Genomic DNA, 14,948 nt, shown 5'->3' with positions numbered 1-14,948 from the left:
TCATGGTCCGGCACCGGAAATTAAACTAAGCGCTTGCTCGTCAGGGGCTTGCCCGGAGTGGAACACGTTCTTAACATCGCTGATGTCACATCAGTAGTGTCACAGTCCTGGGGGCTTGATGGCAGAGGCAGGAACGCCGGGGAACGGCCCCCTCACCGGGGTGCGCGTGATCGAGCTGGCGGGCATCGGCCCCGGCCCGTTCGCCGCCATGCTGCTCGCCGACCTCGGAGCGGATGTCGTCCGGGTGGACCGGCCCGGCGGCCCCGGGCTCGGGGTCGATCCGGCCCACGACGTCACCAACCGCAACAAGCGGTCCGTGATCATCGACCTCAAGGCCGAGGACGGCGCTGCCCGCGTCCTCGACCTCGCCGAACGAGCCGACATCCTGATCGAGGGTTACCGCCCCGGAGTCGCCGAGCGCCTCGGTGTGGGCCCGGACGCGTGTCACGCCCGCAACCCGAGGCTCGTCTACGGCCGGATGACCGGGTGGGGCCAGGAAGGTCCGCTCGCCCACCGCGCCGGGCACGACATCGCCTACATCGCGCTCACCGGCACCCTCGGCATGATCGGCAAGCCGGACCAGCCGCCCGCGGTCCCCGCGAACCTCCTCGGCGACTACGCGGGCGGCTCGCTCTATCTCGTCGTCGGCGTCCTCGCCGCGCTCCACCACGCGCGCGCGACCGGCGCCGGGCAGGTCGTGGACGCGGCCATCGTCGACGGCACCGCGCACCTCTCCGCGATGATCCACGGCATGATGGCCGCGGGCGGCTGGCAGGACCGGCGCCACGCCAACCTCCTCGACGGCGGCTGCCCCTACTACGGGACCTACGAGACGGCCGACGGCCGGCACATGGCGGTGGGCCCGCTGGAGCAGCGGTTCTACGACGAGTTCGTCGACCTGCTCGGCATCCCGGAACTCGGCCCCGCCCGCAAGGACATGGCCCGCTGGGAGGAACTGCGCGAGACGGTCGCCGCCCGCTTCCGGACCCGTACGAGGGACGAGTGGACCGCCGTCTTCGAGGGCTCCGACGCCTGCGTGGCGCCGGTCCTGTCGCTGCGCGAGGCGCCCGGCCACCCGCACCTCGCCGCCCGCGGCACCTTCGTCGACCACGGCGGCATCACCCAGCCGGCCCCCGCGCCGCGCTTCTCGACCACCCCCACCTCGGTCCGCGGCGGCCCCGCCCTGCCGGGCGCCGACACCGCGGAAGTGGCCCGTGACTGGGACGTTCCCCGACTGACGAAGGACGGCGACTGATGGAGCTCTCCCTCCCGCTCGACTACGCGGGCGACGCGCGAAAGGCCGCCGACGAGGTCGCGGACCTGGAGTCCGCCGGCCTGGACGCCGTCTGGGTCGCCGAGGCCTACGGCTTCGACTCGCCCACGATCATGGGCTACCTGGCCGCCCGCACCGAGCGCGTGAAGATCGGCGCCGCGATCCTGAACGTCTACTCGCGCACCCCGGCGCTCATCGCGCAGACCGCCGCCGGGCTCGACGCGATCTCCGGGGGCCGCGCCATCATCGGGCTCGGCGCCTCCGGCCCGCAGGTCGTCGAGGGCTGGCACGGGAAGGCGTACGACAGGCCGCTCGGCCGGACCCGCGAGACCATCGAGCTCACCCGCCGCATCCTGCGCCGCGAGGTCATCGACCACCACGGCATCACCGACATGCCCCGCCCCGGCGGCCTCGGCAAGCCCCTGAAGATCCTCACCAAGCCCGTACGTCCCGAAGTCCCGCTGTACGTCGCCTCGTTGGGGCCCGCCAACGTGCGGATGACCGCCGAGGTCGCGGACGGCTGGCTCCCCACGCTGTTCATCCCCGAGAAGGCCCACCAGGTGTGGGGCGCGGCACTGGCCGAGGGCGCCGCCCGCCGGGACCCGGCCCTCGGACCGCTCAAGACCGTCGCGGGCGGACTGCTCGCGATCGGTGAGGACGCGGCGGCCGTACGCGACCTCGCACGCCCCAGGATCGCCCTCTACGTCGGCGGCATGGGCGCCCCGGGCAAGAACTTCTACAACGACCTCGCGGTGGCGTACGGCTACGAGAAGGAAGCCCGCCTCATCCAGGAGCTCTACCTGTCCGGCCGCAAGGCCGAGGCCGAGGCGGCCGTGCCGGACGAGTTCTGCGAGCTCATGTCGCTGTGCGGCCCCGAGAGTTACGTCCGCGAGCGCGTCGCCGCCTTCCGGGAGGCCGGGGTGACGATGCTGAACGTGACGCCCGTCGGCCCGGAACCGGCCCGGCTCGTCGAAACCGTCAAGGGCTGGCTCTAGCCGGTGTCCCCCCGTCTGAACTCCAGGAAGGCGTTTCCCGCATGAAGCGGCAGATCTTCACCGCCGAGCACGACGCGTTCCGCGAGACCGTGCGCACCTTCCTCGCCAAGGAGGTGCTGCCCCACTACGAGCAGTGGGAGAAGGACGGCATCGTCTCCCGCGACGCCTGGCGGGCGGCCGGGAAGCAGGGCCTGCTCGGACTCGCCGTGCCCGAGGAGTACGGAGGCGGCGGGAACGCGGACTTCCGCTACAGCGCCGTACTCGCCGAGGAGTTCACGCGCGCGGGAGCGGCCGGTCTCGCCCTCGGGCTGCACAACGACATCATCGGGCCGTATCTGACGGACCTCGCCACCGAGGAGCAGAAGCGACGGTGGCTGCCCGGCTTCTGCGACGGCTCGATCATCACCGCGATCGCCATGACCGAACCCGGCGCCGGATCCGACCTCCAGGGCATCACGACGCACGCCGAGGACAAGGGCGACCACTTCCTGCTCAACGGCTCCAAGACCTTCATCTCCAACGGCATCCTCGCCGACCTGGTGATCGTGGTCGCGAAGACCACCCCCGAAGGCGGTGCGCGCGGGCTGTCGCTGCTCGTCGTCGAGCGGGGCACGGAAGGCTTCGAGCGCGGCCGCAACCTCGACAAGATCGGCCAGAAGTCGCAGGACACCGCCGAGTTGTTCTTCAACGACGTGCGCGTGCCCAAGGAGAACCTGCTCGGCGAGCTGAACGGCGCGTTCGTGCACCTCATGACGAACCTCGCGCAGGAGCGCATGGGCATCGCCGTCGCCGGGATCGCCGCCGCCGAACACCTGCTGGAGATCACCACCCAGTACGTGAAGGAGCGCGAGGCGTTCGGGCGGCCGCTCGCGAAACTCCAGCACATCCGCTTCGAGATAGCCGAGATGGCCACCGAGTGCGCCGTCACCCGCACCTTCCTCGACCGCTGCATCGTCGACCACTCCGACGGCCAACTCGACGCGGTGCACGCCTCGATGGCCAAGTGGTGGGCCACCGAACTGCAGAAGCGGGTGGCGGACCGCTGCCTCCAACTGCACGGCGGCTACGGCTACATGACGGAGTACCGGGTCGCCCGGGCCTTCACCGACGGACGCATCCAGACCATCTACGGCGGGACGACCGAGATCATGAAGGAGATCATCGGCCGTTCGCTGCTCGGCTAACCCTCCCCGAAAGGCTTACCAGTGAGCACCGAAGCGTACGTGTACGACGCGATCCGCACCCCGCGCGGTCGCGGCAAGCAGAACGGCGCCCTGCACGGCACCAAGCCCATCGACCTGGTCGTCGGGCTCATCCACGAGGTGCAGCGGCGCTTCCCGGGCCTCGACCCGGCCGCCATCGACGACATCGTCCTCGGTGTCGTGGGCCCGGTCGGCGACCAGGGCTCCGACATCGCCCGTATCTCCGCGATCGCCGCCGGACTGCCCGACACGGTGGCCGGCGTCCAGGAGAACCGCTTCTGTGCCTCGGGCCTGGAAGCCGTCAACCTGGCCGCGATGAAGATCCGTTCGGGCTGGGAGGACCTGGTGCTCGCGGGCGGCGTCGAGTCGATGTCGCGGGTGCCGATGGCCTCGGACGGCGGCGCGTGGTTCGCCGACCCGATGACCAACCTCGCCACCAACTTCGTGCCGCAGGGCATCGGCGCCGACCTCATCGCCACCATCGAGGGCTTCTCCCGCCGTGACGTCGACGAGTACGCGGCCCTCTCCCAGGAGCGTGCCGCCGCGGCCGTGAAGGACGGCCGCTTCGAGAAGTCCGTCGTCCCCGTCAAGGACCGCAGCGGTCTCACGGTCCTCGACCACGACGAGTTCCTGCGTCCGGGTACGACCGCCGACTCGCTCGCCAGGCTGAAGCCGTCGTTCGCCGACATCGGCGAGCTGGGCGGTTTCGACGCCGTGGCGCTGCAGAAGTACCACTGGGTCGAGCAGATCGACCACGTGCACCACGCGGGCAACTCCTCGGGCATCGTCGACGGCGCCTCGCTCGTCGCCATCGGCTCCCGCGAGGTCGGCGAGCGCTACGGCCTCACCCCGCGCGCGCGGATCGTCTCCGCCGCCGTCTCCGGCTCCGAGCCCACCATCATGCTCACCGGGCCCGCGCCCGCGACGCGCAAGGCGCTCGCCAAGGCCGGCCTGACCATCGACGACATCGACCTCGTCGAGATCAACGAGGCCTTCGCGGCCGTCGTGCTGCGCTTCGTGAAGGACATGGGCCTGTCGCTGGACAAGGTCAACGTCAACGGCGGCGCCATCGCGCTCGGCCACCCCCTCGGCGCCACCGGCGCGATGATCCTCGGCACCCTCGTCGACGAACTGGAGCGCCAGGACAAGCGGTACGGCCTCGCCACCCTCTGCGTGGGCGGCGGCATGGGCATCGCCACGATCGTCGAGCGCGTCTGACCTTCCCAACGGATCAAGGATCTACGGAGCATCCCCTGATGAGCACTGAGCCCACCACCATCCGCTGGGAACAGGACGAGACCGGCGTCGTCACCCTCGTCCTCGACGACCCCAACCAGTCCGCGAACACCATGAACCAGGCGTTCCGCGCCTCCCTCGCCGCGATCACCGACCGCCTGGAAGCCGAGAAGGACTCGGTCCGGGGCGTCATCTTCACCTCCGCCAAGAAGACCTTCTTCGCGGGCGGCGACCTGCGCGACCTCATCCGGGTCACCCCCGAGACCGCCCAAGACCTCTTCGACGGCGGCCTCGCCATCAAGCGCAACCTGCGCCGCATCGAGACCCTGGGCAAGCCGGTCGTCGCCGCGATCAACGGCGCGGCCCTGGGCGGCGGCTTCGAGCTCGCCCTCGCCTGCCACCACCGGGTCGCCCTCGACACCTCCGGCACCAAGATCGGCTGCCCCGAGGTCACGCTCGGTCTGCTCCCCGGAGGCGGCGGAGTCGTCCGCACCGTACGGCTGCTGGGCATCGCCGACGCCCTGCTGAAGGTCCTCCTCCAGGGCACGCAGTACAACGCGACGCGCGCCCAGGAGAACGGCCTCGTCCACGAGGTGGCCGCCACCCCCGAGGAACTGCTCGCCAAGGCCCGCGCGTTCATCGACGCCAACCCCGAGTCCCAGCAGCCCTGGGACAAGCCGGGCTACCGCATCCCGGGCGGCACCCCGGCCAACCCGAAGTTCGCGGCCAACCTGCCCGCCTTCCCGGCCAACCTGCGCAAGCAGACCAACGGCGCGCCCTACCCGGCCCCGCGCAACATCCTCGCGGCCGCCGTCGAGGGCTCGCAGGTCGACTTCGAGACGGCCCAGGTCATCGAGGCCCGCTACTTCGTCGAGCTGGCCGCGGGCCAGACCTCGAAGAACATGATCCAGGCGTTCTTCTTCGACCTCCAGGCCGTGAACTCCGGCGCCAACCGCCCCAAGGGCATCGAGCCGCGCCCGGTCCGCAGGGCCGCGGTTCTCGGCGCCGGGATGATGGGCGCGGGCATCGCCTACTCCTGCGCCCGCGCGGGCATCGACGTCGTCCTGAAGGACGTGACCGCGGAGGCCGCGGCCAAGGGCAAGGCGTACTCCGAGAAGCTCTGCGCCAAGGCGGTCTCCCGGGGACGTACGACCCAGGAGAAGGCCGACGAGTTGCTCGCCCGCATCACGCCCACCGCCGACCCGAACGACCTCGCGGGCTGCGACGCCGTCATCGAGGCCGTCTTCGAGGACACCGCGCTCAAGCACAAGGTGTTCCAGGAGATCCAGAACATCGTCGAGCCCGACGCCCTGCTCTGCTCCAACACCTCGACCCTGCCCATCACCGCGCTCGCCGAGGGCGTCGAACGGCAGGACGACTTCATCGGGCTGCACTTCTTCTCGCCCGTCGACAAGATGCCGCTCGTCGAGATCATCAAGGGCGAGCGCACCGGCGACGAGGCGCTCGCCCGCGCCTTCGACCTCGTGCGGCAGATCAAGAAGACCCCGATCGTCGTCAACGACTCGCGCGGCTTCTTCACCTCCCGCGTCATCGGCCACTTCATCAACGAAGGCGTCGCGATGGTCGGCGAGGGCATCGAGCCCGCATCCGTCGAGCAGGCCGCCGCCCAGGCCGGCTACCCGGCCAAGGTCCTCTCCCTCATGGACGAGCTCACGCTCACCCTGCCGCGCAAGATCCGCAAGGAGTCCAAGCAGGCCGTCGAGGAGGCGGGCGGCACCTGGGAGACCCACCCCGCCGAGGCCGTCATCGACCGCATGGTCGACGAGTTCGGGCGCCCCGGTCGCAGCGGCGGCGCGGGCTTCTACGAGTACGGCGAGGACGGCAGGCGCGGCAAGCTGTGGCCGGGGCTGCGCGAGCACTTCGGTACGGCGGGGCACGAGATCCCGTTCGAGGACATGAAGGAGCGCATGCTCTTCTCCGAGGCGCTGGACACCGTCCGGCTCCTGGAGGAAGGCGTCCTGACCTCCGTCGCCGACGCCAACATCGGCTCCATCTTCGGGATCGGCTTCCCCGGCTGGACCGGCGGTGTCCTGCAGTACATCAACGGCTACGAGGGCACGACCGGCACCGGACCGGCCGCGTTCGTGGCCCGCGCGCGGGAACTCGCCGAGCGCTACGGGGACCGCTTCCTCCCGCCGGCGCTGCTCGTCGAGAAGGCGGAGAAGGGCGAGCGGTTCACCGACGCGTCCTGACCGGGGCGCGTCACGCCCGGGCCCACGCACGGGGGTGACGTGTCGCTGAGTGGTATGGGGGACTTGCTCCACGGGGGCGGGCACCGGACGCTGACCGGCGAACCGGTACCCGTCCCCCCGCCGAGGAGCCCTCATGGGTCGCCGTCCCGCCCTCGCTCTGCTGGACATCCTGCGCGGCGAGGGCGTGGACCGCGTCTTCGGCAACCCCGGCACCACCGAACTCCCCTTCCTGGCCGCCCTCGCGGAGACCGCCGACGCCCCCGCGTACGTGCTCGGCATCCACGAGGGCGCCGTCGTCTCCATGGCCGACGGATACGCCCGCGCGACCCGGCGCCCCGCCTTCGTCAGCCTGCACATCGCCGCCGGGCTCGCCAACGGGCTCATCGGTCTGCTCAACGCCCGCCGCTCCCGCACCCCGTTGGTGGTGATGGCGGGCCAGCAGGACCGCCGCCATCTCCAGCAGGACCCGATGCTGTCGGGCGATCTCGTCGCTCTGGCCCGCCCCGCCGTCAAGGCGGCCGTCGACGTCCAGCACGCCCGTGACCTCCCGCTCGCCGTGCGCCGGGCCTTCGCTCTCGCGGTACGGCCGCCCGCCGGGCCGGTGTTCCTGTCCGTGCCGATGGATCTGCTCGCCGAGGACACCGAGGTCGAGGTCCCGCCCCGCACACCGACACCCCGTGCGGGTCCGGCCGCCGGCCTCGACCGCGCCGCGGTGCTGCTCGGCCGGGCCGCCCGTCCTGCCATCGTGGCCGGCGACGGCGTGGGCCGCGACGACGCGGTACGGGCCCTCGTGCGCGTCGCCGAGACCTGCGGCGCCCCCGTCCACCACCAGCCGATGGCCGACTGCCTCGACTTCCCGACCACCCACCCGCTGTACGCGGGCATGCTGCCCCCGCGCCACGAAGCCATTCGCGAGGCTCTCACGCCGTACGACACCGTCCTGATCGCCGGGGCGCACGCGTTCACCCCGCACCACTACACCCCGGGCCCCGCGCTGCCGCCCGGCATCACCGTCGTCCAGCTCGACTCGGACCCGGACGAGATCGGCCGCAACTTCACCGCCGACCTCGGGCTGGTCGGCGCCCTCGCCCCCTCCCTCGACCGCCTCGCCGACCAGCTGCGCGACCGCGTGCCCGCGCACAGGGCCAAGGCCGGAGTGCTGCGCGCCGGTGAGCGGCACACGGCCGAACGGGACCGCACGGAGGCCGCCGCCCGCGCCGCGTACTCCCCGGCGCCGCTCGCGCCCTGGGCCGCCGCCCACGCCGTGGCGGACGGGCTGCCACCCGGTGCCGCGGTCGTCGAAGAGGCCATCACCGTCGGCCTGTTGCTGCGCCGGCTGGTACGTCTGGACCGTCCCGGCAGCTACACCCACACCGTCGGCGGGGGGCTCGGCTGGGGGATCGGGGCCGCCGTCGGCCGGGCACTCGCCGAGCCGGGGCGGCCCGTGGTCGCCGTCCTCGGGGACGGCTGCGCCCTGTTCGGCCTGCAGGGACTGTGGAGCGCCGCACGATCCGCCGTACCGGTGCTGTTCGTGGTCATGAGCAACGGCGCCTACCGCACCCTTCAGGACACCTATGAGGCGATGGGCGGACAGGGCCCCTGCCCCGGGACGGAGCTCGGCGCCCTCGACTTCACCCAGGCGGCCGGGTTCTTCGGGATCGACGCCGTACGGGCCGAAAGCGCCGACCATGTGCGGGAGATCGTCGCGGGAACGGGGGAGCTGACGCGCCCGATGCTGCTCGACGTGCCGCTCCGGTAACCCACCGGCCCGCACCGCCGGGGTGGCCGTCGAGGGCGCGCCGCGAGATGAGCGACCGGGACGCGCCTCTGGGGTGGCCGACGGGGACGCGCCGCGCGATGAGTGAAGGGGACGCGCCGCCCGGGTGGAGACGGGGACGCGCCGCTGGGGGGTGGCCGACCGGGACGTTCTGCTCCGATCACGGATCGCGGCGTGAACTCACCTGCTGGACATGGTCAGTTGTTGGTTCGCCGCCGATCGGCGTACCGCTTCGGTGACGGTCGGCGGCTCGAGGCGACCCGCACCTTGTCATCCGGCCCGGGGCGCCCGACCATCGGTCCATGACGGACGGAGCGGTCCCGAAGTCGGTGCTCGCGCGTGGTGCGGCGCTGCTGCGTGCCTGCGGGGAGTCCGAGGAGGCGCTGAGCCTTGCCGAACTGGCGCTGCGCACCGGGCTGCCCAAGCCGAGCGCGCACCGGCTGCTCGGCGAGCTGGTCCGGCTGGAACTCGTCGAGCGCACCTCCGAGGGCCGCTACCGCATCGGGCTCGCCCTCTTCGTGCTCGGGCAATCGGCGCCGACCGCACGGGAGTTGCGTGATGCCGCCCTGCCCTACCTCGGCGATCTGCACGAGGAGACCCACGAGAACGTGCACCTCGCCGTGCCCGACGGGCCCGACACCCTCTTCCTGGAGAAGATCACCGGCCGCCGCGCCACCCCGATCGTCTCGCGAACCGGCGGCCGGCTGCCCGCGCACTGCACGGCCACCGGCAAGATCTTCCTCGCCCACGGCCCCCGGCCACCGCACCGGACCCTGCCCCGGCTGACCCCGCGCACCCTCGTGCTGCCGGGTCAGCTCGCCCGGGACCTCGCCGCGACCCGGGCCCGTGGCTACGGCGTCAACCTGGAGGAGGCCGAGATCGGGGTCTCGGCCGTCGCGGCCCCCGTCTACGAACAGGGCCCCGCGGGGCCGCGTCCGATCGCCGCCCTCTCGGTCACCGGCGGCACCCGCCGTCTGGACATGGACCGCGTCGGCGCACGGGTCTGCGCCGCGGCGCGGGCCCTGACCCGCGCACTGTCCGCCTGACGGGCCGCATCGCGTGCAGGCAGAGCGCTTGGTCGTGGGGCCTGGCTGGTGTGGCAGGGCATCCGCGAGCACAAGGGCTGGATCTGGGTCGGCGCGGGCGTCATCGCTCTCGGCCCTGAGGTCGTGGCCACCTGGCAGAGCGATGACAACTTCGGCCGCATCCTGGTCGCCTACGGTGGGATGTTCGTCGCCGGATCGATCGACTGGGGCATGATCGCCGACGGATACCGCCCCGACCGCTGGGACGTCATCGGCGCCTTGGTCTGCCTCGCCGGAATGGCCGTGATCATGTACGCCCCGCGTAACCACTGATCGGGGCGCGGTCCTGGCGCCGTTCCTGGTGTACCGGGGCGATCTAGTCTGTCGCATCGGAGCGAGTGGGGACGGCTAGGCGAGGCGGGCCATCAGGTGGAGTGGGAGCTGGGCACGGTCGGGCTCGCGGTCGGGATGCTGATCGCTGTGGTGACTGCGCCGGTTGGAGTGTCCGGGGCGGTGTTCCTGCTGCCGGTGCAGCTCAGCGTGTTCGCCGTGCCGAACCCGTCCGTCACGCCCACGAATCTGCTCTACAACGTGGTGGCGGGGCCCGGCGCCCTGCTCCGCTACCGACGCGACGGCGCCCTGCGGGGACCGCTCGTGCGCCGGCTGCTGCTGGGCACCCTGCCCGGCGTTGTCCTCGGAGCGGTCATCCGCGTATTCGCGCTTCCGGGTCCGAGTGTCTTCCGCCTCCTGGTCGCCGCTCTGATGCTGCCCCTTGGCACCTGGCTCATCTTCCGGACCCTGCATCCTGAGCCCACGGAGACCCGACGTCCTGAGCCTGCCCCAAGGACAGTCACCGGCCTGGCCCTTGCGGTCGGGGTTGTGGGCGGCATCTACGGCATCGGTGGCGGCTCGATCCTCGGCCCCGTCCTCGTCGGCCGCGGCGTCCCCGTCTCCCAAGTCGCCCCCGCCGCGCTCGCCTCCACCTTCGCGACTTCGCTGGTCGGCGCCTCCACCTTCGCCCTGCTGTCGCTGACCCGCAGCGGCAGCATCGCCCCCGACTGGTTCCTCGGCCTGACCTGCGGCCTGGGCGGTCTCATCGGCGGCTACCTCGGAGCCCGCATCCAGCCGCGCCTACCCGAGAACCTGCTCCGCCTACTCCTTGGCACACTGGCGGCCGGACTCGGCACCCTCTATGCGGTCAACGCACTTCGCTGACCTGCCACCTCAACCTCCCACGGCGCCTGCACTTGAGGACGGCACCTCTCGAGCTCGGAACTTGAGCGCCCCGGCCAGGACCCAGCTTTGGGCACCCCTTGTCGGGGGCGGCATTTGAACCCACGACCTCTTCGTCCCGAACTATGGGCGCGACGGTCGTTTAGGTCTGCGGGGCTGGTGAACCGGTCGCCAAGCGCTGGTGCCGGTCGGCTGCCGTCATGCCGGTTGCTGTACTTCGCTGCTGTACAGCAACCAGTTTTGGAAGATCGCGTATGCGGATGCGGCCGACCTGCGACCGCGCCGCGCGCGACCCGCCAGCACCCGGATGCATCAGTGGCGTTCGCCAGCCTGGGATGCCCGGTTGCGTAGGGTGACCGCTGAGCCGGGCAGGCGAGTGAACCGGCCCCGGCCCCGGACGCGAGAAGGGTCGTGCGGTGGGCGAGGCTGAGCACGGGGACGTTCCGAACGGCGGTAAGCCGGACGCGGCGGCGGGCCCGGCCAAGCAGTCGGGCGCCCGCAGGTGGCTGCACATTCTCGGCGCTGTCGTGGTGGCGATCGTGCTGCCGGTCGCGGTGGCCGGGATCGTTGCCGGGCAACTGGGTGCCCGGGCCGTGTTCCTCGGACTGCTCCTCGGCGTCGTCGGGGCGAAGCTCGGCGGAACCCGTCGCATGCTGTACCTCGCCCCCGCGGCGGGGGTCGCGGTCGGCCTGGGCTCGTTCACCGCCTACGACTGGTGGTGGGTGGCGCTCCTCGCGGTGATCGGCGTCGTCGTGGGGGCCGGGATCGGCTTCGGCTGGCTCCCGCCGCTGCTGACGCTCGCCCTCGCTGCCACATTCGCGGCACCGACGCCGTCCGGCACCGACGCGCTGATCTCCAGCATCATGGCCGCCCTCGGTGTGGGCTACGGCATCGTGATCGCCCACCGCTTCGGCACCGCCGCCGTCGTCGAAGGCGACCGCCTGCCCGTCGGGGTGGCCGCCGTGGTGGCGCTCGTGTTCGGCGCCGCCCTCGGTGCCGGGGCCGCACTCGGGGTCGCGCTCGGGTGGACCGAGCCTTACTGGGTGCCGGAGCCGATCATCATCCTCGCGCTGTACATCGTCACAGGAAAACGCGACCGGATCCGGGGCAAGACCATCGGCACCGCCGCCGGCGCCGCCGCCGCCCTGCCCGTGGCGATCCTCGCCCCGTCCGTCTGGGTCACCTCGGCCATCGCCACCGCCGCGTTCATCGCCGCCCTCACCCAGGCCGACAAGTACTGGCTCATGTACGGCCTCTACACCTTCGCCCTCGTCCTGGCCCTCGCCTCCCCCGGCCAGGTCGCCGTCGAAGCCGAGCACCGCAGCTTCGAAATCCTCGCAGGCATCGCCATCCTCGTCATCGGCCTCGCCGTCGTCCACGCGATCGGCGACCGCCTCCTGCGGCAAAGCCCACAACCCGAACTCGCAACCGGCAATCACAGCATCTGACGGCTGGCCACACCTCGCTCACCCCTCCAAGCAGCGGTCACCTTCGCAGCCATCATCACCTGGATCAGCTCATGATCGGGGAGGCACAGCCTGGGGCCCAGTCGGCGCTCACGGGGCCGGTCGGGCGATCCGGCGCCTCCTGTGATCGCCTGGCCCGTCGAACCCTGTACCAGGCGGCCCAGCACACGATGATCAGTCCGATGGCCAAGCTGCCCAGTGCCATGGGGGCAGGATTCGAATCTGCGACACCCCTTTAGGAGTTCGATCGATGGGGTGCTATTACATGCTGCGGTAAAGGGTGTGGTGGCGTAGAGGACCGATGGAGACCGTGGTCGTGCGCCGCCGTTGATGTCAAGCGTGGATGTCAGGCGGGCAGAGGCACGATGTCCACCGCGCGGTAGTCGTACCCGTCCTGCTTGAAGCCAGGGGCTTCCCATGTGAGGTCCACCTGTTGTCCTGGCGACAGCGTGTGGAAGCCGGCCATTTGGATGTCGGAGTAGTGGCCGAAGCAGCCGCCGGGGGTCTCGGGGGAGTCGAGCACGCCCCACCCTTCCTCGTCGTCCCACTCGCGGACGGTCGCAGTCACCATGGGCGGCACACTATGGGCTTCGTCTGCGCCGGCGCACTTGGTGCCTCAGCAAAGTACGTCGCAGCCCCGCTGTCAGCGACATGCCCGCCGACAGGCTTTTCAGGCGCACTCCAGCAGGCCTGCCGTGATCACTTTCTGGCCACGCATTCCCCGCATGGACTGTTCTCATTTCCGCCTGAACTAGCACCAATCGCCCTGAGTGCAGGGAAGTCGACCATCAGCTCCTACAAGATCACTGATAGAACTTGCGCTCTACCCGGGGAATCGCCCCGGGGCACACAAAGGGGAGCCGGAATACACGGCACCAACCGAAGGCGCGAAGTGCGTCCATCCACCGATGACAGCACGGTGGCGCTGCGCGCCACCAGTGAGACCGCAAACGTCATCGTGACGGACGTGAGCGCCGGCACCGCGGACGAAACCACCAGTTTCGAGATGCGGTCCACCCTTTTCCGTCGGCGACGAGTTCATGCCGCTCTCAGCCGTCACCGCGTACGCGGACGAGTCTCCACCCAGGGAAAGCTCGAACCGAAGTCGAATTCCTGGATCCACCGAATCAAGCCGGAGTGGTAATGGTGTCATCGATAGCAAGGCTGCGTGAAATCTTCCGGCTCACCACCCGTGGGTTCTGGTTCGTCGGCCTGGAGGCGATTCTGACCTTGCTCGTGGCCAGGAGCCTTTGGACCTGGCGCGATGATGCCTATGTGTTCTTGGCGGACGTCCCGTCAATGCTGTGGCTCAGCATCGGGTTGACGGCTTCCGTCGTGCTCAGCCTGGTCCTGCTCTCGCGTGGCTACGTATGGCTGCGACGGCTCGGCTGGTCCCTGACGGTGGCGCGCTTCTGTCTGCTGCCCCTCATAGACCTCGTATGGAATCCGGCAATGTCGCCGTGCATCTCCCTGTGGTGAGCAGCCAAGGATGCCGACTCGGCTGCCGTCAAGCGCGGGTACGCCCGTTTACGGTGCCCTTCCGGCGCGGCCGACGTCTCCTCAAGCCGTGTGGCATCGCAGGTGCGTCACTGTTTTCCCTGGCTCGCCGGCTACGGCGCGTACGAGGTGTCGAGTTGGCCGCACCAGAGAACGAACGAGTCGACGAGCAAATTGGCGTCTGACCTGCGGACTCCGGGCCCCGGTACTTGCTGGGTGTGGCCGGACGCCCCGGGCCCTGATCCGAAGGACACGGGACGGGGCGAGTTACCCCGGGCCTGTCGCCCAGGCCGCCGAGATCAGGATTCCCGGCCGGAGGGGGTCAGCCCTTGAGCAGGTTGTAGGCGAGACCCACGACGAGGAGGTACCCCAGATAAGAGGCGAGTACCACGCCCAGCATCGCCAGGAGCTTGACCGGCGTCCCGAACGGCTTGCGGGCGAGGGCGAGGTTCGCGAAGAGGCCCGCCGCCCCGATGGCCCCGCCTATCGCCCCGCCGACCGACAGCAGGAGGATCGGCATGATCGAGAGGACCAACTGCCACCAGGCGAGCCCTCGGACCCTGGCCCACGGATCCGGCTTGCCGAGCGGGTTCTTTCCGAGGTCGGGGATCTGCTGCATGTGCGGGAACCCTCATTCTCTTCGTCGTGATCGTGCTGAACCGTCAGGATGCGGGTGACGGGCCCACCGGGCAACGACGCGCCGACAACGGTTTGCCTACGAAACTCGGCTGTCAACGGCCGGCTTGGCGCTCTTGCCCGCGCATTCGGTCCGCCTGGGACGGTGTCCTTCGGATCAGCCTGCGATGCTGGGCGCCCCGGGCCTGACCTGATCAGAGAGACGCGGCCTAGCCGACCCTTGTGGCACGGGTGTGGCGCGGCCGTGATCACAGCAAAGGGCCAGTTGCAGAGGATCAAGCCTCTGAACTGGCCCTTAGCAGTGTGCCCCCGGCAGGATTCGAACCTGCGACACCCGCTTTAGGAGCGAGGTTGGGGGATCGCAGGCGTGACCTGGGAATCCCTGCCTTGGGCAG

The 14,948-nt window shown here is 70.7% G+C and carries 12 protein-coding genes and 1 pseudogene; 11 read left to right on the top strand and 2 right to left on the bottom strand.

The window, feature by feature from the left end; all coding sequences use genetic code 11:
• Positions 1 to 118 precede the first annotated feature (118 nt).
• The 10 genes and pseudogenes from OOK38_RS00645 (at position 119) to OOK38_RS00600 (ending at position 12,402) form a co-directional block, all read left to right on the top strand.
• Positions 119 to 1,255 (top strand): CaiB/BaiF CoA-transferase family protein, encoded by a 1,137-nt coding sequence (locus OOK38_RS00645; RefSeq protein WP_266764050.1) that lies wholly within the window; start codon positions 119 to 121, stop codon positions 1,253 to 1,255.
• Entirely contained in the window at positions 1,255 to 2,268 is a 1,014-nt protein-coding gene (locus OOK38_RS00640; RefSeq protein WP_266764051.1) for an LLM class F420-dependent oxidoreductase, read from the top strand. The genes OOK38_RS00645 and OOK38_RS00640 overlap by 1 nt, the downstream gene beginning before the upstream one ends.
• A 41-nt stretch (positions 2,269 to 2,309) precedes the next feature.
• On the top strand, positions 2,310 to 3,452 hold the full coding sequence (locus OOK38_RS00635) for an acyl-CoA dehydrogenase family protein (RefSeq protein ID WP_266764052.1): 1,143 nt from the start codon (positions 2,310 to 2,312) through the stop codon (positions 3,450 to 3,452).
• Positions 3,453 to 3,473: 21 nt separating this feature from the next.
• Positions 3,474 to 4,688 (top strand): acetyl-CoA C-acetyltransferase, encoded by a 1,215-nt coding sequence (locus OOK38_RS00630; RefSeq protein ID WP_266764053.1) that lies wholly within the window; start codon positions 3,474 to 3,476, stop codon positions 4,686 to 4,688.
• Positions 4,689 to 4,726: 38 nt separating this feature from the next.
• Positions 4,727 to 6,919, top strand: a complete 2,193-nt coding sequence (locus OOK38_RS00625; protein ID WP_266764054.1) for a 3-hydroxyacyl-CoA dehydrogenase NAD-binding domain-containing protein — start codon at positions 4,727 to 4,729, stop codon at positions 6,917 to 6,919.
• Positions 6,920 to 7,052: 133 nt separating this feature from the next.
• Positions 7,053 to 8,678 carry a thiamine pyrophosphate-binding protein gene (locus OOK38_RS00620; RefSeq protein WP_266764055.1) on the top strand — a complete coding sequence of 542 codons (1,626 nt, stop codon included), beginning with the start codon at positions 7,053 to 7,055 and terminating at the stop codon, positions 8,676 to 8,678.
• A 320-nt stretch (positions 8,679 to 8,998) separates the two neighbouring features.
• Entirely contained in the window at positions 8,999 to 9,742 is a 744-nt protein-coding gene (locus tag OOK38_RS00615; protein ID WP_266764056.1) for an IclR family transcriptional regulator, read from the top strand.
• Between the two features lie 36 nt (positions 9,743 to 9,778).
• Positions 9,779 to 10,054 (top strand): annotated as a pseudogene (locus OOK38_RS00610) (YnfA family protein); the annotation flags it as partial.
• Positions 10,055 to 10,150: 96 nt separating this feature from the next.
• A complete protein-coding gene (locus OOK38_RS00605; protein ID WP_266764057.1) occupies positions 10,151 to 10,936 on the top strand; it encodes a sulfite exporter TauE/SafE family protein in 786 nt (261 codons plus the stop codon).
• A gap of 434 nt (positions 10,937 to 11,370) precedes the next feature.
• Positions 11,371 to 12,402, top strand: coding sequence for an FUSC family protein (locus OOK38_RS00600; RefSeq protein ID WP_266764058.1), 1,032 nt, complete (start codon positions 11,371 to 11,373; stop codon positions 12,400 to 12,402).
• A gap of 364 nt (positions 12,403 to 12,766) precedes the next feature.
• Here OOK38_RS00600 and OOK38_RS00595 read toward each other — a convergent pair whose 3' ends face one another.
• Complete coding sequence (locus OOK38_RS00595; RefSeq protein WP_266764059.1) at positions 12,767 to 12,991, bottom strand: cold-shock protein; 225 nt, start codon at positions 12,989 to 12,991, stop codon at positions 12,767 to 12,769.
• A gap of 572 nt (positions 12,992 to 13,563) precedes the next feature.
• Here OOK38_RS00595 and OOK38_RS00590 point away from each other — a divergent pair.
• Entirely contained in the window at positions 13,564 to 13,899 is a 336-nt protein-coding gene (locus OOK38_RS00590; RefSeq protein WP_266764060.1) for a hypothetical protein, read from the top strand.
• Positions 13,900 to 14,239: 340 nt separating this feature from the next.
• Here the strand turns inward: OOK38_RS00590 and OOK38_RS00585 are convergent, their stop codons facing one another.
• Positions 14,240 to 14,536 carry a hypothetical protein gene (locus OOK38_RS00585; RefSeq protein ID WP_266764061.1) on the bottom strand — a complete coding sequence of 99 codons (297 nt, stop codon included), beginning with the start codon at positions 14,534 to 14,536 and terminating at the stop codon, positions 14,240 to 14,242.
• Positions 14,537 to 14,948 lie beyond the last annotated feature (412 nt).

The sequence above is a fragment of the Streptomyces sp. NBC_00568 genome, assembly GCF_026341855.1.
In the GTDB taxonomy this organism is placed as follows: Bacteria; Actinomycetota; Actinomycetes; order Streptomycetales; family Streptomycetaceae; genus Streptomyces.
Note: the sequence above shows the minus strand (reverse complement) of the source record. Positions and strands in the feature narration are given on the sequence as shown.

Excerpts from the sequence above, each read along its gene's own strand:
- OOK38_RS00645 (WP_266764050.1), top strand. The coding sequence starts at position 119 with ATGGCAGAGGCAGGAACGCCGGGGAACGGCCCCCTCACCGGGGTGCGC.
- OOK38_RS00640 (WP_266764051.1), top strand. The coding sequence starts at position 1,255 with ATGGAGCTCTCCCTCCCGCTCGACTACGCGGGCGACGCGCGAAAGGCC.
- OOK38_RS00635 (WP_266764052.1), top strand. The coding sequence starts at position 2,310 with ATGAAGCGGCAGATCTTCACCGCCGAGCACGACGCGTTCCGCGAGACC.
- OOK38_RS00625 (WP_266764054.1), top strand. The coding sequence starts at position 4,727 with ATGAGCACTGAGCCCACCACCATCCGCTGGGAACAGGACGAGACCGGC.
- OOK38_RS00620 (WP_266764055.1), top strand. The coding sequence starts at position 7,053 with ATGGGTCGCCGTCCCGCCCTCGCTCTGCTGGACATCCTGCGCGGCGAG.
- OOK38_RS00615 (WP_266764056.1), top strand. The coding sequence starts at position 8,999 with ATGACGGACGGAGCGGTCCCGAAGTCGGTGCTCGCGCGTGGTGCGGCG.
- OOK38_RS00595 (WP_266764059.1), bottom strand. The coding sequence starts at position 12,991 with ATGGTGACTGCGACCGTCCGCGAGTGGGACGACGAGGAAGGGTGGGGC.
- OOK38_RS00590 (WP_266764060.1), top strand. The coding sequence starts at position 13,564 with ATGGTGTCATCGATAGCAAGGCTGCGTGAAATCTTCCGGCTCACCACC.
- OOK38_RS00585 (WP_266764061.1), bottom strand. The coding sequence starts at position 14,536 with ATGCAGCAGATCCCCGACCTCGGAAAGAACCCGCTCGGCAAGCCGGAT.